Below are 20198 nucleotides of genomic sequence, written 5' to 3'. Positions count from 1 at the left end.
TGTAGTCCTCAAAGTGCATTTCGAATGTTGTTTTTGTTGTTCGAAGCCTTAAGTCGGGTGATTTAAGAGTGGCGGCCATCCTCCTCTCGCATCAGCGCCTGCAAGGTATCGAGCCGGGCACCGTCGAAGGCAATCACGGTACCCTGCTCGAACACCCGGCGCGCCAGTCCGGTCAGCACCGCACCGGGCGGCAGTTCGATCTGTAGACGTACACCACGCTCGTAGGCGCCTTGTACCGTGCCGCGCCAATCGACGATGCGGCACATATTGAAGGCCAGGTCGTCACGCAAGGCTTCAGGCTTGATCAGCGGGCGCGCGCGACTGCCGCTCAGGTAACCGATCTTCGGGGTTTGCAGCGGCACCTTGGCGAAGGCTTCGGCCAACCGTTGCGCGGGCACCTCAAGCAATGGGCAGTGGGACGGCACGCTCACTGCCAGACGCTTGGCCAGGCCAGCCCCGCAACCTTTCGCCAACTCGGCCACTGCTTTCATCGCCGTGTCGCTACCGGCAATCACCACCTGGTTATCGGCGTTGATATTGGCCAGATAAACCGGCATTTGCGCGCTGTGCACCCGGGCCAGCGATCCTTCCACCGTGGCCAGGTCCAGACCGATGATCGCGGTCATACCGTAGCCCTGCGGATAAGCCTGCTGCATCAGCTCACCGCGCAGGCTGACCAGATGCAACGCATCGCTGAACCCCAGGGCACCGGCCACCACCGCTGCCGGGTAAGCACCGATCGACAAGCCGGCCACGTAGTCCGGGGTCAAGCCCAACTGGCGTGAAGCGGCGACACCAGCGATCAGCAGGCAAAGCTGCACCGCCCTCGTCGACTGCAACGCCTCGGCAGAATCCAGCTGCGTCACATCCTCACCGAGCAGGTCGCTCGCCTCGTTCAATGTTTCCCGAGGCAAACGCGCGAGCATTCCGGGTTGTTGCGCGCCCTGGCCGGGGAACACCAGCAAGCTGCTCATGCTGCTTGCTCCTGTGGATTCCACGGATCAGTCACCAGGCTGGCCTGAGTGGCACTTTTCAGCAGGACCCGCGACGAAGCGCCGGCCCATTCGCGCAAGGCAACGGCGCCCGACGGTGTCTGCAATTGCAGGTCCACGCGGCACACAGTTGCATCGAGAACAGCCACCAACGCCCGGGCATCGACACGACTCAACGGACGTGGCGTACGCAGGATCAGATCGAGATCGCTGCCCTCGTGCAAGGCGGCAAATCCACTGGCCAACTCGAACCCGGCGCTGCCGCTGACACCCCAGACCCAACCGCTGTCATCGAGGTGCGAGCGCAGTTGCGCCAAGGCCCGCAGCGCCGGGAAATCGCGCTGGCCTTGAACATGGCACAGCTCTTGCGGCCGCACCCGCCGCGTAATGGCAGCGACTTCCATCACCGCCGCAAATCGCTGTTCGCGCAACGGCCCGCGCACGCCCACCGCCACCTGCCCCGCCTCACTCAAGGCGCGACGAACCACCACCGGCTGGCCGGCACTGATCGACTCGATCACCCAGGCAGGCGCATCCGCCGGCAACTGCCGTGGGGTCATGCCCCACAGCAGGTCGTGAGCCAAGAGCGTGCTCACCACTGCGCTCTCAGCAATTGGCGAACCTTGCTCGACGCCGCCCGATTGGCCGCCCCCAGGCGACCGCCCAGATCACGGCCAGTGGCGGCCACATCGCCAATCGCCAGATGCAGGCACTCGGTCACCCGCGCCAGATCCGCCGCCGTCGGCTGCTCAATCTGCTCCACCGTCAAGGTTTCCCACAGCAGCCCGAGGCTGGCATAACTGTCGATGTCATAGGCCATCGGCGGCACGCTGGCCGCCAGGGCTTCGAGTTCTTCGACGCTGCGCAAGGTTACCCGCGCCGCCGACGCCTTGCCCATGGCATGCACCATCACCCCCGGATCGCGCAGGGCGATCAAGCGGCTGGCCTGATAGCCGTGGGCCAGAAACGCCCCGGACATCGCCTTGCCCACCAGCAAGCCGATCACCGCATGACCGGCCAGACGGGCACGGGCATAACTGTCCGCCGCAGCGGCCAGCGCCTGATGAATGCCGAGGGCTTCTTCGCGTCGACCGTAAGCCTGGCTCGGCACGTCGACGATGGCGATCAGGGCACGTTTTTGTGCCTTGTCCTGATCGGCGGCGATGACTTCATCCACAGCCTTGGCCAGGCCCCAGCCTTCGAGCAAGCCAACCTCGCCGTTACGGGCACGGACGAAGCGGTTTTCCGGGTCGGCCACCACCGCGATGAAACGCACAGGCTGATCGCCCAGCGAACCGTCGGCGACCTTCAGCGAAGCCGGCAAACCCTCGACCGCTTTCGCCCCGGCACTCAAGGCATTGAACCAGTTCAAGCCTCGCAGGGAATACGAACTCATGGGCGTTCTCCTTGGTACAGATCGCGAACCACAGATGGCTCGATTTGCGGCTCGGCATCCAGACGCGCCAGGCGTTGCAGGAACAACTCCGCCTGACGGCTGCGCGGTTGTTCAGGCAAACCTTGCTGGAGCAACTCGCCGACTTGCTGGCGGATCTGCGCCACGTCGTCGGCAACATAGCGATCCACCAGGCCACTGGCAAAGCGCTGCTCACCACCGGTCAGGCTCCAGATGAAGGGCCGGTCGCGGGAGTCGTACTCCTCGAGTCCGGCTTCCTGTTCGATCACCTGTGGACCGTTCAGGCCCAGTCGCGCCTCCCGGGTCACCAACAGATAGCTGCACAACCCGGCGGCAATCGACATGCCGCCAAAGCAACCGACGCTGCCCGCCACCACCCCGACCACGGGTTGGTACTGCTGCAAATCGACAATCGCCGCGTGGATGTCGGCAATGGCCGCCAGGCCGAGGTTGGCTTCCTGCAAGCGCACGCCGCCGGTTTCCAGCAGCAGCACGGCGCGGGTCGGGATGCCGTTGCGGTTGTCTTCGGCGGCCAGTTCCAGTGCGCCGGCAATTTTTGCTCCGCCGACTTCACCGAGGCTGCCGCCCTGGAACGCCCCTTCGATGGCTGCGATCACCACCGGCAAACCATCGAGATTGCCCTTGGCGATCACCACGCCGTCGTCGGCTTGCGGCACCACGCCCTGGCGCGATAGCCACGGCGACATGATCCGTTGAAAGGGGTCGAGCAATTCACGGAAGGTGCCGGCGTCGAGCAGGGCCCTGGTCCGTTGCCGGGCACCGAGTTCGACGAAGCTGTGCTTGTTGAGCAGGGATGCGCTGTCAGTCATGGCCGATCTCCTCGAAGCCCTGTTCCAGGCGCAGGCGCACCACGCCGGGTGTCGCGCCGAAATCGTGGATGTCGATATCCATGGCCGGTGGCGTCTGGCCGTCGAACATCCGTGCGAACAGATGCTGCCAGCGTTGTTCGCTGCCATTGACCGAGGTCTGCACATTGATCGTCAGCTTGCCGGCCTGGCCCGGTTCGATCAGTACTTCCAGATCGCCAGAGCCGACACAGCCCACCAGGGTACGACCGCGTGACGGCTGCCCGGCGGGGAATTCAAAGGATAAGGTTTCCATCAAAACACTCCCTGGATAAGGCCGTCGCCAGACGCGATACGGTCGATGAACAGGCAGGCTGCGAGCAGGTCGGCAGCGCCGCCGGGCGAGGCATTCAACGCGATGAGTTGTTGGTCCAGCTCATGCAGGCGGCGACGTCCGCCGAGGCTGGCACTGCCACCGGCATCGAGCACCGCCCGGGCGCCCAGTTGCATGCTGTTCAAGCCTTCTTCACCGGCGCGATAAAGCACGCAGGTGTCGGCCAGATCGGTCATGATCGCCAGCAGCGCATCGAGCCGGGCGTTCTGTTCGCCATGACCGGCGGCGCGGCTGCGCAGCAGTTGTGGCAGAGCACGTTGAGTCACCGCAGGAAAACCCAGCTGCGCTTCTTCACGGGCGCCGCGAGCGCCGTAGCGTTGGGCGACTTGCGCACCGTGACTGAGCGGACGTGGTGCAAAACGGTCGTCGAGCAAGGCCAACCTCGCAGCACGTAACGCCACGCTATTGGCGCTGCAGGATTGAGGTTCCAGTGCAGCGGCAGTGATCAACAAGCCCAAGGCCCAGATTGCCCCGCGATGGGTGTTCACCCCGCCGGTAGTGTCGAGCATGACTTGCTCACCTTCGCGACCGATGCGGCCCACGGCTTCGCGCAGGGGCAAGCCGATTTCGCCGAGCTCGATGGCGGCTTCAGCCATTTCTTTAAAGGCCGGCCACAAAGACAGCGCTGAAGCGTGCATCAGCCCCAGGTGCAAATCGGTGTGGGCGCCATTGCCGCGACGGTCGACCAGTGCCGGCTTTGGCGACAGATCAGCCTCGTCGATCAGCGCGTCCACTGCCAGGTCCGCCAGCCGTTCGGCCAGGCTCAGGCTTTTGGGTTGCAGGTTAAGTGCGTGCATTACCAGCTCCTGAACTTGGCGGGCGGGTTGTAGAGGCCACCGGACCATTCCACCAGATCGGCCACGCTTTTCGCCGCGAGCAGTTCGCGGGTGGCGTCGGTGCGGCGGATGCCGAGGTCTTCGGGCAAGGCGATCAGCCCTTCGCGGCGCATGCGTGCGGTGTCTTTGGGGTTGTGGCGCAGGCCGATGGCGGTCACCCCGGCGACGGCGGCGATCATCGCCTGGCGTTCTTCCAGCGAGCGCGCCTTGTACAGGTAGGCGATGCCTTCTTCGGTCAACAGGTGGGTCACGTCGTCACCGTAGACCATGATCGGCGCCAGTGGCATGCCGCTCTTCTTCGCCACATCGACCGCATCGAGGGTTTCAACGAAAGTCGGTTTGCCGCCCTCCTGGAAGGTTTCGACCATCTGCACCACGAGCTTTTTGCCGCGCTCAAGCATCGGCTCTGCCACGTCGGTGTTGCGCATGTCGAGCCAGGCCGGTGTGCTGTGACGACGACCGCGCGGGTCGTGACCCATGTTCGGTGCCCCGCCGAAACCGGCCAGACGCCCGCGGGTCACGGTGGAAGAATGCCCGTCGCCATCGACTTGCAAAGTCGCGCCGATGAACAGGTCCACGGCGTATTGCCCAGCCAGTTGGCTGAACATCCGATTGGAACGCAGGGAGCCGTCGCGTCCGGTAAAGAACACATCCGGCCGCGCCGCAATGTAGTTTTCCATCCCCAGTTCGGTGCCGAAACAATGCACGCTTTCCACCCAGCCGCTTTCGATGGCGGGAATCAGGGTCGGGTGCGGGTTGAGGGTCCAGTTGCGGCAGATCTTGCCTTTGAGGCCGAGGGACTCGCCATAGGTCGGCAGGATCAGTTCGATGGCGGCCGTGTTGAAACCGATGCCGTGATTGAGCGACTGCACGTTGTGTTTTTCGTAGATCCCGCGGATCGCCATCATCGCCATCAGCACGTGCACGGGCTTGATGTGCCGAGGGTCGCGGGTGAACAGCGGTTCGATATAGAACGGCTTGTCGGCCACCACCACGAAGTCGACCCAGGAGGCGGGAATGTCGACGCGTGGCAAGTCGCTGACGTCGTCCACCAACTGGTTGACCTGGACGATGACGATGCCGTCGCTGAAGGCCGCCGGCTCGATCAGTGCCGGGGTGTCTTCAGTGCTGGGGCCGGTGTAGATGTTGCCGGCGCGGTCGGCCATGAACCCGGCCGAAAGTACGACATTGGGGATCAGGTCCACCACCAGCCGTGCGTAGAGTTCGATGTAGGTGTGGATCGCGCCGACTTCCAGCAGGCCGTCTTCAAGCAACTGACTGATGCGCAGGCTCTGGGTGCCGGCGAAAGAGAAGTCGAGCTTGCGGGCGATGCCGCGTTCGAACAGGTCCAGGTGCTCGGAGCGTCCGACGCTGGGCATGATCATGTGCAAGTCATGCAGCTTCGCGGGGTCGGCCTTGGCCAGGGATCGCGAAAGGAAATCCGCCTGCTTCTGGTTGTTGCCTTCGAGCACCACGCGGTCGCCGGGCAGGATCAGCGCTTCAAGCGCCGCGACGATGTTGTCGGTGGGCAACACCACACCGTCGGCAAGACCTCGCACCAGCTCGAGGCGCCGCTGCTTTTCGCTGCGCCGCCGCGTCCATCGCGAGTCGGGGGATATTGTTGTTGTCATGACCACTCCACGGGTTCGCTGTCGTGGAGCTACCTTAGGAGTGTTGGGCGCAGCGTATCAATCAAGCAGAGTGGTGGATCGTTACGCTCAGGTTAATGATCGAGATCTGCGTCGTTCATGCGGGCCTCTTCGCGAGCAAGCCCGCTCCCACAGGGTTTTGTATTCACCACAGATCAACTGTGGGAGCGGGCTTGCTCGCGAAGGCGTCAGTCAGATCATCGCTGAATCGGGATCAGTTGATTAACCCGGCATCCACCAACAACGTCTCCAGCGCCAACAAATCCGGCACCTTGGCCACCTGCTCGCCCACCTGCACCGCCGCCTGCTCCAGCGAACACAACGGCACATCCACATAACTCAACTGGCTATCGAGCTTGCAGGAGCGCGGAATCCCCTGCACCAACAGCGCTATGAATTTCAGCTCGGGACGCCCGCCGAGGGCGTTGAGAATGACGATCCGCGCGCGTTCGCCAATGACGATCTTCTGCGCGCATGCCGACTCGAAACTCAGCAGCGGAATCTGCCGGTCGCGCCACGTCACCAGGCCCAGGTACCACGGCGGCGTGTCGAGGTCGAAGGTCCCCGGCTGCTGGTAATCGATCAGCTCGGCAACGGCGACATTGGGCAGGATCAGGTTGCGGTCGGCCAACGGCAGCAGCAGGCCGGTGAGGTTGCTGGTGCGGTGCTCAAGCATGGGTCTTGCTCCACAAGGCGATGCTTTCGAGCAGCACCGATTCCTGGTACGGCTTGCCCAGGTAGTCGTTGACGCCGATGGCCATGGCGCGGTCGCGGTGCTTCTGTCCGGTGCGGGAGGTGATCATGATGATCGGCAGGTGTTGCAGGCGCTCGTCGTTGCGCACCTGGGTCGCGACTTCGAAGCCATCCATGCGTGGCATCTCGATGTCCAGCAGCATCAGGTCGGGCATGTGCTCTTCCAGCAGCAGCATGGCGTCGACCCCGTCCTTGGCGGTCAGCACATTCATGCCATGGCGTTCGAGCAAGCGGCTGGTGACCTTGCGCACGGTGACCGAGTCGTCGACTACCATCACCAGCAGCGGGCGCTGCGGTTCGGCCTCGATCTCTTGCCCCGGCGAACGCTGGGGGACACGGGCCTGCATGGCGCGGATCGGCGCCAGCAAATCCAGAATCAGCACCACCCGGCCATCGCCGAGAATCGTCGCACCGGATACCCCTTGTACCGCCGCAAACTGCGGCCCCAGGCTCTTGACCACGATTTCGCGAGTGCCGGCCATGGCGTCCACCAGCACCGCAATGTGCCGTTCGTTGCACTGCACCAGCAACACCGGCAATGGCAGGCTCTGGCCCAAGAGTTTCGGGCGCTGGCTGGTTTTCAACAACTCGCCCAGATAGCACAGCTCGTAACGTTGTCCGGCGTATTCGTAGGTCGGTGAATCGAAACGAAAATACCCTTCGAGTTCATTGGGCAGGACACGCACGATGCCGTCGATGGTATTGAGCGGGATCGCGTATTGGTCCTCACCGCACTGCACCATCAACGCCCGGTTGACCGATACGGTAAACGGCAGGCGAATGCGGAAATGCACGCCCTGCCCGGGCACCGAGTCGATGCTCATGGTGCCGCCCAGTTGCCGCACCTCTTCGTGCACCACGTCCATGCCGACGCCGCGCCCGGAGATCTGGGTGATTTTTTCGGCAGTGGAAAACCCCGGTTGCAGGATGAACTGCAACACGTCGTGATCACTGATGATGCTGTCCGGGGCGAGCAAGCCGCGCTTGATCGCCTTGCGCCGCACCGCGTCCAGCGGCACACCGGCGCCGTCGTCGCGGATGTCGAAAATGATGTCGCCGCCTTCGCGCAGCAGATCCAGGGAGATCTTGCCCTTGGCCGGTTTCCCTGCCGCCAGCCGCGCTTCGACGGACTCCAGGCCATGGTCGACGGCGTTGCGCAGCATGTGTTCCAGCGGCGCGGCCATGCGCTCGAGAACGTTGCGATCCATCTCGCCTTCGGCGTTGTCGACGATGAAGTCCACGTCCTTGCCCAGTTCGCTGGACACCTGCCGGACGATGCGCTGCAAACGCGGGAGCATGCGTTCGAACGGCACCATGCGCGTGCGCATCAGGCCTTCCTGCAATTCGGTGTTGATGCGGCCCTGCTGTTGCAGCAGGTTTTCCGTGTCGTGATTGCGTCGCTCGAGGGTTTCCTTGAGGTCGAGCAAGTCAGAGGCCGACTCGAACAGCGCCCGGGACAGCTGCTGCAACTGTGAGTGGCGGTCCATTTCCAGCGGGTCGAATTCCTCGTAGCCCAAGCGTTCGGCGTCGACTTGCTGGCGGCTGAGGATCCGCCCCTGGGTCTCGGTATCGAGGCGGCGCAACTGGTCGCGCATCCGCTCGATGGTGGTCTCCATCTCATTCAGGGCGATCTGCGCATCGTTGACCTGCTGTTCGATCCGGCCACGGAAGATCGAGGTCTCACCGGCCAGGTTGACCAGATCGTCGAGCAGTTCCGCCGAGACCTTGACCATGTCGGCGCCGGCATCGGGCGGCGGCGCCAGCGGCTCGGCCTTGGCCTTGGCCGGCGGCGCAACCGGCGCGGGCGATTCCGGCACGGTCGGGTGGCTGAAGTTCTTGATTGCATCGATCAAGCGGTCGGCCGGCGGCATCGGCTCACCGGCGCGGGCCGCATCGAGCATCTGCGCCAGGCGGTCATGGCTGCGCTGCAACAACGCGAACAAGGGTTCAGTCGGTTGCAGCACGCCAGTGGACAGGCCTTCGTAGAGGAACTCCAGTTCATGGGCCAGATCGCCAATCGCGGCGATTTCCACCATGCGCGCACCACCCTTGAGGGTGTGCAGGTCCCGCAGCAGGGTTTCCACTTCCTGGCGACTCGAAGGCTGGGCCTGCCAGCGCGCCAGCGCCGCCCCCGAGCTTTCGATGATGTCGAAACCTTCCTCAAGGAAGATCTCCAGCAATTCCGGATCGTGCGCAGTCGGGTCGTTGCCGGTCACCTGCCGGGCCCCCTCGGCGACACCTGCATGCCCTTGACGGTAGGCGCGAATGGCTTCGATCAGCTCACGGGAATTGTCCAGCGGCTGGTTGAGCTGCAACTGTTCGAGGTACAACGCCAGTCGCTCATGGCACTGTTTGAGCAGCACCGCCAGTGAATCGCTGAAGGCATAACGACGATCCACCAGGCCCTGGTAAAGGCTTTCCAATTCATGGGCCAGATCGCCGACCGGCCCGATCTCGGCCATGCGCGCGCCGCCTTCGAGGGTGTGCAGATCCCGTTGCAGGGACGACAGCGGCGCGGCGTTGTCCGAGTCGCGTAACCAGCGCTGCAAGGCCTGACCGGCGCTCTCGAGGATATCCACCGCTTCTTCAAGGAAGATCGCGACGATCTCATCATCCACCCCCGGCGCCGTCGCACGCTGCTCAAGCTCGGCGGTGGCCGTACCCAATTCACGGATGCTCAGGCTGCGGCTGCCATCGCTGCGGATCAGGCCCATGGCCGACGGGTCAAGGCTCTCGTCGAGCAGTTCGCGCAAGGCCCTGATCCGTTGCGGCTGGGGGCTGACTTCCTGGCCCGCGGCCAACTCGTCGAGCATGTTGATCAGCGCTTCGTGGGCTGCCTGTGCCTCCTGGAAAAACCGCTCGCTGACCGCCAGGCTGCTTTCTTCCACGGCGCCGTACAGATCGAGCAACGCTTCGCACAGTTCATCCACCGGATGCAGGTCGGCCAGATGGGCGCCTTCGCCAAGGGTGGTCAATTCGTCCAGCAGAGCGCTGAGTTCCTGACGTTCGCCGGGATGTTGCTGCCAACGCTGCAGCAGGCTTTCGGCGTCCAGCAGGATGTCCATGCCCTGGGCGAGGAAGTTGTTGATCAGTTGCGGGTCGCGCTTGATCCGCAGCCCGGTGTTTGGTGTGCTCAGGAGGCTTTCCAGGCGCTCGGCCAGCAGCGCCCTGGCGCGCTCGCTCAAACCCCGGGCACCGGGAATTTCCGCCAGCGGATCTGTCTTGAGCTGGCGCAAGCCGAGGCGAAACAGCCCTTCAGCTTCCAGCAGCAATTCGACTTCATCCAGATCCAGCGCGAGCAGGTGCGCCTTGTATTCCCGGGCCAGTTGATCCAGCGGTGCGGCCAGTTCGGCAATCGGCAACACGCCGGCCATGTAGGCACTGCCCTTGAGGGTGTGCAAGGCGCGCTGCAATTCGTCGCTGGCCTGCAACGGCACATGTTCGGCGGCCTGATCAAGGAAGCGATTGAGGCTGCCCAGATGGGTTTCGGCCTCTTTGCGAAAGATCTCCAGCAACAGCGGATCGAGGGCCGCGACATCTTGCGTATCCTCATCGGACACGGGTTCATCGCCCTTGGCCAGGGCATGGGCGCGGGCGGCCAGCTGATCGACATCGTTGCGCTGGCGCTGGGCATTGGCGGCGTATTCGGCCACCAGCTCCGGCAGCAGATGCAGCACATCGCCGATCAGTTGCTGCACCTTGGCACCCGGCTCTACGCTGCTTTCCAGTACCCGGTTGAGCAGGTTTTCCACAGCCCAGGCCAGCTCACCCAGCACCAGGGCACGCACCATGCGACCACTGCCCTTGAGGGTGTGGAAAGCGCGGCGCAGTTCGCTCAGGGCCGAGCGGTTGTCAGGGTTGGCCGACCAGCGCGGCAAGTACTCGCGCAGGATTTCCAGGACTTCGTCGGTTTCTTCGAGGAACACTTCGCGCAGTTCCTCGTCCACCGGCACTTCGCCCGAGGGCGGCGGCAGCAGGCTGCCAGGGGTGTTCTGCGCGGGCGGGTTCAGGCTCGAAACCGGGCTGGCGAGCACATCGGCCAGGGTCTGGACGACCTGAGGATCATCCAGCTCCTGCATCATCTGCATGACCTGCGCATCGCTCGGGTTGAGCACATCATCCAGCACGGGTACGTGTTGCTCACTAGGGAAAAAACCGAGGCTCGCCAGGCTTTTTTCCGCGACATCGAGCAGGTTTTCGCCCTGGGCCTGCGGGTCATCGCTGAGGCGCTCGAGGTAGTACTCGATGCTGGTGATCACGTCGGCCAGGCTGTCCAGTTCCTGCCAGCCCGGTTGGCCCGGCTCGAGCAGCAGGTGCTCGCGGATAAAGTGATTGCAGGTTTCCACCAGGCTCGCCGCCCGGCTCAAGGGAATCATCGCCAGCGCCCCGCGCACCTGGGTCAGCAAGGCCGGCAACGCCTGCAAGTGCTGGCGGTCCCAATCGGCGTCGATATAGTCGACGATCATGTCCTTGGCCTGCTGCAAACAGATGCGGGCCTCCTTGATCACGATCTGATGGATCTGCGTCAGATCGGTGGTCGGCAGGCGGTTGTCGTCCTGGCTCTCCGGCTCAACGGTTCCAACCATGCCGGCCAGCGTCGCTTCGACGTACAACAAGGCCCCGGCAACGTCCATGAGGATCGCATCGTTGGGTTCGCGCTGGCCCTGAGCGAGGCTGAGCACCACCGCCAGTTGATCGATGATCACCTTGCGCGGTTGGCCGAAACCCAGCACCGCCAGGGTGTCGGCGATTTGCCGCAGCGGCGCCAGCAGGCTGTCGAGGTCGGAGGTGTGCTGGCGGTCACTGCGCACGAACAGGTCCAGGCGCTCCTTGACCCGCACCAGCTCTTCGCACAGTGCAGCCAGCACCGAGCGCATGGCGTCACGGTCGGGACCTGCCAGCCGCGCGCGTTCTTCATCGACCATCGCGCTGTCGGGCAGTGCGTCGTCCAGTGAGTAGCGTTCTTTCATGGTCAGCATCTGCCCGGTGGGATGTTCGGCCTTGGCAATGTAGAACAGCAAACTCTTGAGCAGCTCCGGCGGGGCCGGTTGATTGATACCGGGCATGCCTTGTTCGAGCAGGCGCTTGAGTTCCTTGTCGGCCTCCTTGAACAGGCTGCGCAAGGCCGGGCTATTGGCGATCGCACCGCCCTGCATGCCTTCGACCAGCGCCGATGCCACCTGCCATAACGGGCTCAGGGGGGCGTCTGCGCACAGTGTTTCGAGGCGGGTGAAGACCTTGGCCAGGTAATCGAGGTTGGTGTCGTTGTCCTGTTCACGCAGGAATCCGACCAGCGCCATTTGCAGCATCTGCCGCAGCTTGCGCAGCACACCGGGCAACTCGGCCGGTTCCAGCTGCGCCAGCGTTTGTGCGTCCAACGCTGGCAACTCGGGCAATTGCGGGCTGAACAGGCTGGTTTCCGACAGCAGGCTTTCGCCCCGGGCGCTGCGCAGGTCGTTGATCAAGGGCAACACCACCAATGGCAGGTCGCGACGCGCACCTTGCACCCGGTCAAGGTAGATCGGCAGTTGCCCGAGGGCCTGCATCAACAGGTGCAACGCCTCGCCGCGATGGCTGACACGGTTGCCTTGCAGGGCCATGGCCAGTTGTTCCATTTCTTCGGCGAGCAACGCCGCGCCGTAGAACTCGACCATCTGCAAACTGCCGTGGACCTGATGGATGCATGCCAGGCAATCATCCAGCGCTTGGGTCGCCTGCGGGTCATCGAGCAGGTTTTCAATCGCGTGATGAGCCTGTTTCAGCGTTTCGGCAATCTCGCCCTTGACCCACTCGAGGGCCACATAGTCGTGCCGATCACCCATAACCACTCCAATCACAATTCAGACACCCATGGGCGGTTCAAGCTTTGTCCACAACCTGCGCCTTGGCATCCGGCAAGGTGAAGCCGGACACCGAACGACGCAACTGACTGGCCATTTTCGCCAGGTTACCGATGCTATCAGCCGTGGCGGTGGAACCCGAGGACGTCTGCGAAGTGATCTGCTGGATCACGTTCATCGTCAGGGAAATCTGACCGGCCGACGACGTCTGCTGTTGCGCCGCATTGGAAATACTCTGGATCAACGCCGCAAGTGTCTTGGAGACGCCTTCGATTTCTTCCAGGGCCACACCGGCATCCTGCGCCAGACGAGCGCCACGCACCACTTCGGTCGTCGTTTGCTCCATGGAGATGACCGCTTCGTTGGTATCGGTCTGGATCGCCCGCACCAGGGTTTCGATCTGCCGGGTGGCGGCGGACGACCGCTCGGCCAGGCGCTGCACTTCATCGGCGACCACAGCGAAACCGCGACCGGCGTCACCGGCCATGGACGCCTGGATGGCCGCGTTGAGGGCCAGGATGTTGGTCTGATCGGCAATATCATCGATCAGGCTGACAATGTCGCCGATTTCCTGTGAGGATTCGCCCAGGCGCTTGATGCGTTTGGCGGTGTCCTGAATCTGTTCGCGAATGTTGTCCATGCCGTGGATGGTGTTGTGCACCACCTCGTTGCCCTTGTTGGCGATTTCCACCGATCGTTCGGCAACCGCCGAGGATTCCGCCGCGTTGGCCGACACCTGGTCGATGGACTCGGCCATGTCGTTGATCGCCATGGAGGCCTCGGAAATCTGCTGGGCCTGGTGCTCCGACGCCTGGGCCAGGTGCATGGCGGTCGCCTGGGTTTCCTGCACGGCGGCGGCCACCTGGCCGGCGGTGAGGTTGATGGTCGCGACCAGATCGCGCAACTGGTCGACGGAGTAATTGATCGAGTCGGCGATGGTGCCGGTAAAGTCTTCGGTCACCGAGGCCGTCACCGTGAGGTCGCCGTCGGCCAGGTCTTCGATTTCGTCGAGCAGACGCATGATCGCGTTCTGGTTACGCTCGTTTTTCTCGGCGGTTTCACGCAACTGACGATTGGTTTCGCGCACCATCACCATGCCGATCAGGATGATCGAAGCCAGCGCCAACAAGCCCAGCACATAACCGCCAATGGTGTCGGTGGTACGCCCGCCGACCATGTTTTCGAACCCGCTGGCCAGGTGTGAGGCTTCGTCGAGCAGGGTTTGCGACAGACTGAAAATGTTCGAGGCCGATTCGCGGACCTTGAACAGTTCAGGCGAGGTTTCGAGGATCTCGTCCACCGAGCCCGAGACGAACTCGAACAGCTCGGAGATTTCCGCGAGTCGAGCACGGGCGTCGCGGTCTTCGACCTGGCTGACCTTGAGCGCAGGGTCGCCCTGGAGCATGCCGTTGAGCACTTTGCCGAACTGCGTCGCGTCGCGTCCGAACGCATCGGCTGCCTGTTGTGAATTTTCGTCGCCGGCCAACACCGTATTGACCGCGCCGAGGATCCGCTCGGCCAGCAGCGACTGACGCTGGGCCATGGCCACCTGGGCCGCCGGGGCGCCCCGTTGCAGGAGAGTCTCGACGACTTTCTCGTACTCGACCTGCAGCTGCGGCACGGTTTCGGCCAGGGTCGCGGCGACCTGATGCAGCGACAGTACGGTTTGCTCGCTGGACAGAATCGCGTCGGTGTTTTTCAGCAGGCGTTCCCAGTCCTGTTGCACCGCGCGCATCTCTGGACGCACAGTGGCGGGCGCCGGCGGCAGGCCGGTGGCGGGGTCGCCCTTCTTCAGATAACCCCAGCGCCGGGCAAAATCGTTGCGCGCATCGCTGAGCAACTTGAACGCGGCCGCCTTGCCGGCGGCGGCTTCGGTGGCGTTCTTGGCGATACGCTGGGACAGCACGCGCAGTTCGCCAGCGTGGCCGATGTACTGTTTGTCGTAGATAGCCTGGGTGTTGAGGTACGCGAAGTTGGCGAACAGCAGCATGATGAAGACGATCAGCGCGATGAACAGCACGATAATCTGCGACCGGCTGCGCGACCCTTCCATTGGCTTGCCTGCTTTTGCTTTTATCATCGGTCCTCGCCTGTTAACCAACTTCTGCGCTTACCCGAGACCCTGTGGGAGCGGGCTTGCTCGCGAAAGCGGTAGATCAGCCAATAGCAATGTCGAATGGACTGCCGCCTTCGCGAGCAAGTCGGATCGCCGCACCGCCGCTCCCACATTGGATCTCTGTTGTTCCGGTTACACCGCGACGTTCATGAACCCCTGAGACTGCGTCAACGCAAACGGGCTGAACACCTGCCAGCACTGCTCGCGCTGAAACCGGCCTTTGACGAACGCCGCCACCGGGCCCTTCAACTCGTCCGTCGGCACTGGCTCCAGGCTGTCCTGGGCAAAGTGCTGGAGGCCGAAGACTTCATCGACCAGCAACCCGGCAAACACCTCTTCATGTTCCACCACCAACACCCGCCGCTGCCGGCGCGCCGCCGAAAGCTCGTGCCCGAAGAAGCCGCACAAATCCATGACCGGCAACAAACGCCCGCGCAGGTTGGCGACACCCTTGACCCAAGGCTTGACCCCCGGCAACTGAGTGGAGCGCGGCTCGTGCAGGACTTCGCTGACTTCGCTCATGGGCGCGACATACCAGTGTTCGCCCAGGCGAAAACCAATGCCGCTCCAGCTGTCCCGCCGGGCAGGCTGGGACGGCAGGTCCGCCGCCAGCAGACGACAGCGCTGGTCGATTTGCAGCAGCAGTTCGAAAGCCGTCAGCGACTCGTTCATGACCCGACGATCAACCGGCCAGCACGTTATTCAGGGTCTTGATCAGGGTGTCTTCATCGACCGGCTTGGTCAGGTAGTCCTTGGCACCCTGGCGCGTGCCCCAGACCTTGTCGGTTTCCTGATCCTTGGTGGTGATGATGATCACCGGGATGTGCCCGGTTTCCGGGTCCTTGGTCAGTTGGCGGGTGGCCTGGAAGCCGTTGAGGCCGGGCATGACGATGTCCATCAGCACCGCATCGGGCTTTTCCTGGCGGGCCAGGGCCACGCCGTCGGCGCCGTTTTCGGCTTTCAACACTTCATGACCGTGCTTTTCCAGCATGCCGGTCAGTTTGTACATTTCGGTCGGCGAATCATCGACGATCAGAATACGTGCCATGGTCTTCCCCATTCTTGTCGACGCCGGGCCCGATGGCCGAGCGTCACTGTGCGTGTCCTACTGCGGCAAAACGGCGGCGAAGCCAGGAACATGGGCCTGGATCGCATCAAGCAATTCTTCCTTGCTGAACGGCTTGGTCAAAAACTGGTCGGAGCCGACGATGCGCCCCTTGGCCTTGTCAAACAGCCCGTCCTTGGACGACAGCATAATCACAGGCGTGGACTTGAACGCGCTGTTGTTCTTGATCAGGGCGCAGGTCTGATAGCCATCAAGGCGCGGCATCATGATGTCGACAAAGATGATGCCGGGGTGGTTGTCGGCAATCTTGGCCAGGGCATCAAAACCGTCGATGGCCGTGATGACCTCACAACCCACGTTCTTGAGCAGTGTTTCGGCGGTGCGACGGATCGTCTTCGAATCGTCGATCACCATGACCTTCAAGGCGCTGGGGTGCTGTTCCATAAAATGCTCTACCGTCGCCTTTGCGAAACAAATTGTCCGTTTGCCGGTTAACGCGGCTCGAAACCCTTGATGCTCAAGGGCCGGCACGACATGGCAGCCTTTTTAGCACAGTCTCCAGAACCAATCTATCGGACGACCCGCAAGGTGGTTTTTCCTTGACCGGGAACACTCTCAGCGCCACTCTGACGCCACTTTTTTCATACCGATCCGGTAGCCAATTTTCGAGGAAAACCCAATGAGCGTTCGCGTCGGGATTGTCATGGACCCTATCGCCAGCATTTCCTATAAAAAGGATAGCTCGCTGGCCATGCTGCTGGCCGCGCAGAAGCGTGGCTGGGAATTGTTCTATATGGAACAGCGCGACCTGTATCAGGGCGAAGGCCAGGCCCGGGCCCGGATGCGTCCGCTGCAGGTTTTCGCCAACCCGGAAAAATGGTTCGAACTGGGCGCCGAAAGCGACGCGCTGCTGAGCGATCTGGACGTGATCCTGATGCGCAAGGATCCGCCGTTCGACATGGAGTTCGTCTACTCCACCTATTTGCTGGAGCAGGCCGAGCGCGCTGGCGTGCTGGTGGTCAACAAGCCGCAAAGCCTGCGTGACTGCAACGAAAAGCTGTTTGCCACGTTGTTCCCGCAGTGCACACCGCCGACTATCGTCAGCCGTCGTCCTGACGTGCTGCGCGAATTCGCCGACCATCATGGCGATGTGATCCTCAAGCCGCTGGACGGCATGGGCGGCTCTTCGATCTTCCGCCACACCGCAGGGCATCCGAACCTGTCGGTGATCCTCGAAACCCTGACCCTGCATGGTCAACAGCAAATCATGATCCAGGGTTACCTGCCGGCCATCGTCGATGGCGACAAGCGCATCCTGATGATCGACGGCGAGCCCGTGGATTACTGCCTGGCGCGAATTCCCGCGGCGGGCGAAACCCGTGGCAACCTGGCCGCCGGTGGCCGTGGCGAAGCGCGCCCACTGACCGACAAGGACCGCTGGATCGCCGCGCAAGTCGGCCCGACCCTGCGTGAAAAAGGCCTGTTGTTCGTTGGCCTGGACGTGATCGGCGAACACCTGACCGAAATCAACGTCACCAGCCCGACCTGCATTCGCGAGATCGATAATGCGTTTGGCACCGACATCGGCGGCATGCTGATGGATGCCATCGATCAGAAGCTCAAGGCACGTTGATTAGCCAAACCAACATTGCGTTATCATGCGCGGCCTGTGAAAACGCGATGTTGGTTTCCTTGTCATGACACTCCCGTCCGATCTGCCTGCCGAACTCGCCCACCGTGGCGTGCGCCCGGCCGATCGCCTCGGTTTTACCCTGTTTCTGGCGGCGCTGATCCACCTGGCCTTGCTGTTGGGTGTCGGGTTTGCAGTCGTCGAGCCCAAGCAGATCAGCAAAACCCTGGAAATCACCCTCGCCACCTTCAAGAGCGAAAAGAAGCCCGAGAAAGCCGATTTCCTGGCTCAGGAGAATCAGCAAGGCAGCGGCACCCTGGATAAAAAGGCGATTCCCAAGACCACCGAGGTCGCGCCGTTCCAGGACAACAAGGTGCAAAAGGTCACGCCACCGCCGGCCGCCAAGCCTGAAATTCAGGAAGCCCCGCCCAAGGCTGCCGTGACCACAGTGGCGCCGAAGCCGAAAAAGGCCCCCGCCAAGACCGAGGAACCCAAGACAGAGGTCAAGCCCCAGGTCCAGGCGCCGACCTTCGACAGCGAGCAACTGTCCAGCGACATCGCCAGCCTCGAAGCGGAACTGGCCGCCGAACAACAGTTGTACGCCAAGCGCCCGCGCATCCACCGCTTGAGCGCGGCATCGACCATGCGCGACAAGGGCGCCTGGTACAAGGACGAATGGCGCAAGAAGGTCGAGCGCATCGGCAACCTCAACTACCCCGATGAAGCGCGGCGCAAACAGATCTACGGTAACTTGCGCCTGATGGTGTCGATCAACCGCGACGGTTCGCTGTATGAAGTGCTGGTGCTGGAGTCTTCGGGCCAACCGCTGCTGGACCAGGCAGCGCAACGGATTGTGCGGCTGGCGGCGCCGTTTGCACCGTTTACCGGGGATTTGTCGGATATCGACCGGTTGGAGATCATCCGCACCTGGAAATTTGCCCGCGGGGATCGACTTTCCAGTAATTAAAAGATCGCAGCCTTCGGCAGCTCCTACAGATGTACACATTCCCCTGTAGGAGCTGCCGAAGGCTCGGGCCGCGTTCGGACGATCTTTTGGCTCGCTCAAGCTTGTCAGTTCGCCCCTCGAACGCCACACTAGCGGTCATGAAAAACGTCAGCCCCAGCTACCTCAAGCATCAATTCCTGATCGCCATGCCGCACATGGCCGACCCGAACTTTGCGCACACATTGACCTACATCGTCGAGCACACGGCCAATGGCGCCATGGGGCTGGTGGTCAACCGTCCGCAAGATCTGAGCCTGGCCGATATCCTTGAGCAATTGCGCCCGGAAATCGAACCGCCAGCGCTCTGCCAGCATGTGCCGATCTTCATCGGTGGCCCGGTGCAGACCGATCGCGGTTTCGTCCTTCACCCCAAAGGCCTGAGCTTCCAGGCGACCGTTGATCTGGAAGACGAACTGGCCCTGTCAACCTCCCAGGACGTGCTGTTCGCCATCGCTGACGGCGTCGGCCCGGCAAAAAGCCTGATTGCGCTCGGCTATGCCGGTTGGGAAGCCGGGCAGCTTGAAGCCGAACTGGCGCAAAACGCCTGGCTGACCTGCCCGTTTGACGCGGACATCCTGTTCAATACCAGCAGTGAGTTGCGCCTGGAGGCGGCGGCCAGGCACCTGGGCGTCAACCTCAGCCTGCTGACCAGCCAGGCGGGGCACGCTTGATGGCCCTGAAGCTGATTCTGGGTTTTGACTACGGCACCAAACAGATCGGCGTCGCGGTCGGCCAAGTGATTACCGGCCAGGCCCGCGAGCTGTGCACCCTGAAGGCGCAGAACGGCATTCCCGACTGGAACCAGGTCGAAGCCCTCATCAAAGAGTGGAAACCCGATGCCGTGGTGGTCGGCCTGCCGTTGAATATGGACGGCACACCCAGTGACATGTGCGCCCGCGCGGAAAAGTTCGCCCGGCGCCTGAACGGCCGCTTCAATCTGCCCTTCTATACCCACGATGAACGCCTGACTACCTTCGAGGCCAAGGGCGAACGCCTGGCTCGCGGCGGCCAGAAAGGCAGTTACCGCGACAACCCGGTCGACGCCATCGCCGCCGCCCTGCTGCTGCAAGGCTGGCTCGACGAAAACACCGCACTGTTTGAATCCTGAAGAGCCGCTGTCCGTCTCTCTTAGCTACAACCCGAGCCACTCCCGCACAGGCTGGCCCGGGCCAAAGAAGGAGCAACCATGAGCCTGCCCAATCCCGCCGAACTGATCAGCCAGATGGCGATCCGACTTGACGCCTATCTGGCCAAACGAGGCATCAGCGACCCGCGCTTCATCGGCATCCGTACCGGTGGTGTCTGGGTGGCCCAGGCCCTGCTCAAGGAGCTGGGCAGCAATGAGCCCCTCGGCACCCTGGACGTGTCCTTCTACCGCGACGACTTCAGCCAGAACGGCTTGCACCCACAGGTTCGCCCTTCGGCGCTGCCGTTCGAGATCGAAGGCCAGCACCTGGTGCTGATCGACGACGTGCTGATGAGCGGCCGGACCATCCGCGCCGCCATGAACGAACTGTTCGACTACGGCCGCCCGGCCAGCGTGACGCTGGTGTGTCTGCTGGACCTGGACGCCGGCGAACTGCCGATCCGCCCGAACGTGGTTGGCGCGACCCTGTCGCTGGCGGCCCACGAACGGGTGAAGCTGTCCGGCCCGGAGCTTGCGCTCGAACTGCAAGACCTCGCCCTTTAATTCGCC

General features: G+C 62.9%; 18 protein-coding genes. 5 read left to right on the top strand and 13 right to left on the bottom strand.

The window, feature by feature from the left end; translation table 11 throughout:
* Positions 1-62: 62 nt before the first annotated feature.
* The 13 genes from mdcH to pilG form a co-directional block, all read right to left on the bottom strand.
* Positions 63-974 (bottom strand): malonate decarboxylase subunit epsilon, encoded by a 912-nt coding sequence (mdcH, locus tag ACM6IT_RS08775; protein WP_414917818.1) that lies wholly within the window; start codon positions 972-974, stop codon positions 63-65.
* Positions 971-1591 (bottom strand): malonate decarboxylase holo-ACP synthase, encoded by a 621-nt coding sequence (locus ACM6IT_RS08770; protein ID WP_414913459.1) that lies wholly within the window; start codon positions 1589-1591, stop codon positions 971-973. Before ACM6IT_RS08770 ends, mdcH begins: the two co-directional genes overlap by 4 nt.
* Complete coding sequence (gene mdcE / locus ACM6IT_RS08765; protein WP_056726509.1) at positions 1585-2388, bottom strand: biotin-independent malonate decarboxylase subunit gamma; 804 nt, start codon at positions 2386-2388, stop codon at positions 1585-1587. Before mdcE ends, ACM6IT_RS08770 begins: the two co-directional genes overlap by 7 nt.
* Entirely contained in the window at positions 2385-3236 is an 852-nt protein-coding gene (locus ACM6IT_RS08760; RefSeq protein ID WP_056726508.1) for a biotin-independent malonate decarboxylase subunit beta, read from the bottom strand. Before ACM6IT_RS08760 ends, mdcE begins: the two co-directional genes overlap by 4 nt.
* Positions 3229-3528: a malonate decarboxylase subunit delta gene (locus ACM6IT_RS08755; RefSeq protein WP_056726507.1), complete on the bottom strand. Its 300-nt coding sequence runs from the start codon at positions 3526-3528 to the stop codon at positions 3229-3231. The genes ACM6IT_RS08760 and ACM6IT_RS08755 overlap by 8 nt, the downstream gene beginning before the upstream one ends.
* A complete protein-coding gene (locus ACM6IT_RS08750; RefSeq protein ID WP_414917817.1) occupies positions 3528-4403 on the bottom strand; it encodes a triphosphoribosyl-dephospho-CoA synthase in 876 nt (291 codons plus the stop codon). The genes ACM6IT_RS08755 and ACM6IT_RS08750 overlap by 1 nt, the downstream gene beginning before the upstream one ends.
* Positions 4403-6073 carry a malonate decarboxylase subunit alpha gene (gene mdcA, locus ACM6IT_RS08745; protein WP_056726505.1) on the bottom strand — a complete coding sequence of 557 codons (1671 nt, stop codon included), beginning with the start codon at positions 6071-6073 and terminating at the stop codon, positions 4403-4405. Before mdcA ends, ACM6IT_RS08750 begins: the two co-directional genes overlap by 1 nt.
* Before the next feature lie 232 nt (positions 6074-6305).
* On the bottom strand, positions 6306-6767 hold the full coding sequence (locus ACM6IT_RS08740) for a chemotaxis protein CheW (RefSeq protein WP_223541328.1): 462 nt from the start codon (positions 6765-6767) through the stop codon (positions 6306-6308).
* Positions 6760-12666 carry an Hpt domain-containing protein gene (locus tag ACM6IT_RS08735; RefSeq protein WP_414917816.1) on the bottom strand — a complete coding sequence of 1969 codons (5907 nt, stop codon included), beginning with the start codon at positions 12664-12666 and terminating at the stop codon, positions 6760-6762. The genes ACM6IT_RS08740 and ACM6IT_RS08735 overlap by 8 nt, the downstream gene beginning before the upstream one ends.
* A gap of 37 nt (positions 12667-12703) precedes the next feature.
* Complete coding sequence (locus ACM6IT_RS08730; protein WP_056726502.1) at positions 12704-14764, bottom strand: methyl-accepting chemotaxis protein; 2061 nt, start codon at positions 14762-14764, stop codon at positions 12704-12706.
* A 168-nt stretch (positions 14765-14932) separates the two neighbouring features.
* Complete coding sequence (locus ACM6IT_RS08725; protein ID WP_056726501.1) at positions 14933-15472, bottom strand: chemotaxis protein CheW; 540 nt, start codon at positions 15470-15472, stop codon at positions 14933-14935.
* Positions 15473-15482: 10 nt separating this feature from the next.
* Positions 15483-15848 carry a twitching motility response regulator PilH gene (gene pilH / locus ACM6IT_RS08720; RefSeq protein ID WP_007897961.1) on the bottom strand — a complete coding sequence of 122 codons (366 nt, stop codon included), beginning with the start codon at positions 15846-15848 and terminating at the stop codon, positions 15483-15485.
* Positions 15849-15905: 57 nt separating this feature from the next.
* Entirely contained in the window at positions 15906-16310 is a 405-nt protein-coding gene (gene pilG / locus ACM6IT_RS08715; RefSeq protein ID WP_007987791.1) for a twitching motility response regulator PilG, read from the bottom strand.
* Between the two features lie 235 nt (positions 16311-16545).
* Between pilG and gshB the strand changes: the two genes are divergently transcribed.
* From gshB to pyrR, 5 genes are all read left to right on the top strand, one after another.
* Positions 16546-17499: a glutathione synthase gene (gshB, locus tag ACM6IT_RS08710; protein WP_056726500.1), complete on the top strand. Its 954-nt coding sequence runs from the start codon at positions 16546-16548 to the stop codon at positions 17497-17499.
* A 64-nt stretch (positions 17500-17563) separates the two neighbouring features.
* On the top strand, positions 17564-18463 hold the full coding sequence (locus ACM6IT_RS08705) for an energy transducer TonB (RefSeq protein WP_056726499.1): 900 nt from the start codon (positions 17564-17566) through the stop codon (positions 18461-18463).
* A 137-nt stretch (positions 18464-18600) separates the two neighbouring features.
* Positions 18601-19173 (top strand): YqgE/AlgH family protein, encoded by a 573-nt coding sequence (locus tag ACM6IT_RS08700; RefSeq protein ID WP_056726498.1) that lies wholly within the window; start codon positions 18601-18603, stop codon positions 19171-19173.
* The gene (gene ruvX, locus ACM6IT_RS08695) at positions 19173-19610 is read left to right on the top strand and encodes a Holliday junction resolvase RuvX (RefSeq protein ID WP_056726497.1); all 438 of its coding nucleotides are present in this window, start codon (positions 19173-19175) and stop codon (positions 19608-19610) included. The genes ACM6IT_RS08700 and ruvX overlap by 1 nt, the downstream gene beginning before the upstream one ends.
* Positions 19611-19688: 78 nt before the next feature.
* Positions 19689-20192, top strand: coding sequence for a bifunctional pyr operon transcriptional regulator/uracil phosphoribosyltransferase PyrR (pyrR, locus tag ACM6IT_RS08690; protein WP_056726496.1), 504 nt, complete (start codon positions 19689-19691; stop codon positions 20190-20192).
* The last annotated feature ends 6 nt before the right edge of the window (positions 20193-20198 follow it).

Origin of the sequence: Pseudomonas sp. IT-P4, from assembly GCF_949767755.1 — a bacterium.
Classification (GTDB): Bacteria; Pseudomonadota; Gammaproteobacteria; order Pseudomonadales; family Pseudomonadaceae; genus Aquipseudomonas; species Aquipseudomonas monachiensis.
The sequence above is the reverse complement of the archived record's forward strand: the minus strand, read 5'-3'. Positions and strand labels throughout refer to the sequence as shown.

What these genes read in the sequence shown, in the direction of transcription:
- mdcH (WP_414917818.1), bottom strand. Translation starts at nt 974, where the DNA reads ATGAGCAGCTTGCTGGTGTTCCCCGGCCAGGGCGCGCAACAACCCGGA.
- mdcE (WP_056726509.1), bottom strand. Translation starts at nt 2,388, where the DNA reads ATGAGTTCGTATTCCCTGCGAGGCTTGAACTGGTTCAATGCCTTGAGT.
- ACM6IT_RS08760 (WP_056726508.1), bottom strand. Translation starts at nt 3,236, where the DNA reads ATGACTGACAGCGCATCCCTGCTCAACAAGCACAGCTTCGTCGAACTC.
- ACM6IT_RS08755 (WP_056726507.1), bottom strand. Translation starts at nt 3,528, where the DNA reads ATGGAAACCTTATCCTTTGAATTCCCCGCCGGGCAGCCGTCACGCGGT.
- ACM6IT_RS08750 (WP_414917817.1), bottom strand. Translation starts at nt 4,403, where the DNA reads ATGCACGCACTTAACCTGCAACCCAAAAGCCTGAGCCTGGCCGAACGG.
- mdcA (WP_056726505.1), bottom strand. Translation starts at nt 6,073, where the DNA reads ATGACAACAACAATATCCCCCGACTCGCGATGGACGCGGCGGCGCAGC.
- ACM6IT_RS08740 (WP_223541328.1), bottom strand. Translation starts at nt 6,767, where the DNA reads ATGCTTGAGCACCGCACCAGCAACCTCACCGGCCTGCTGCTGCCGTTG.
- ACM6IT_RS08735 (WP_414917816.1), bottom strand. Translation starts at nt 12,666, where the DNA reads ATGGGTGATCGGCACGACTATGTGGCCCTCGAGTGGGTCAAGGGCGAG.
- ACM6IT_RS08730 (WP_056726502.1), bottom strand. Translation starts at nt 14,764, where the DNA reads ATGATAAAAGCAAAAGCAGGCAAGCCAATGGAAGGGTCGCGCAGCCGG.
- ACM6IT_RS08725 (WP_056726501.1), bottom strand. Translation starts at nt 15,472, where the DNA reads ATGAACGAGTCGCTGACGGCTTTCGAACTGCTGCTGCAAATCGACCAG.
- pilH (WP_007897961.1), bottom strand. Translation starts at nt 15,848, where the DNA reads ATGGCACGTATTCTGATCGTCGATGATTCGCCGACCGAAATGTACAAA.
- pilG (WP_007987791.1), bottom strand. Translation starts at nt 16,310, where the DNA reads ATGGAACAGCACCCCAGCGCCTTGAAGGTCATGGTGATCGACGATTCG.
- gshB (WP_056726500.1), top strand. Translation starts at nt 16,546, where the DNA reads ATGAGCGTTCGCGTCGGGATTGTCATGGACCCTATCGCCAGCATTTCC.
- ACM6IT_RS08705 (WP_056726499.1), top strand. Translation starts at nt 17,564, where the DNA reads ATGACACTCCCGTCCGATCTGCCTGCCGAACTCGCCCACCGTGGCGTG.
- ACM6IT_RS08700 (WP_056726498.1), top strand. Translation starts at nt 18,601, where the DNA reads ATGAAAAACGTCAGCCCCAGCTACCTCAAGCATCAATTCCTGATCGCC.
- ruvX (WP_056726497.1), top strand. Translation starts at nt 19,173, where the DNA reads ATGGCCCTGAAGCTGATTCTGGGTTTTGACTACGGCACCAAACAGATC.
- pyrR (WP_056726496.1), top strand. Translation starts at nt 19,689, where the DNA reads ATGAGCCTGCCCAATCCCGCCGAACTGATCAGCCAGATGGCGATCCGA.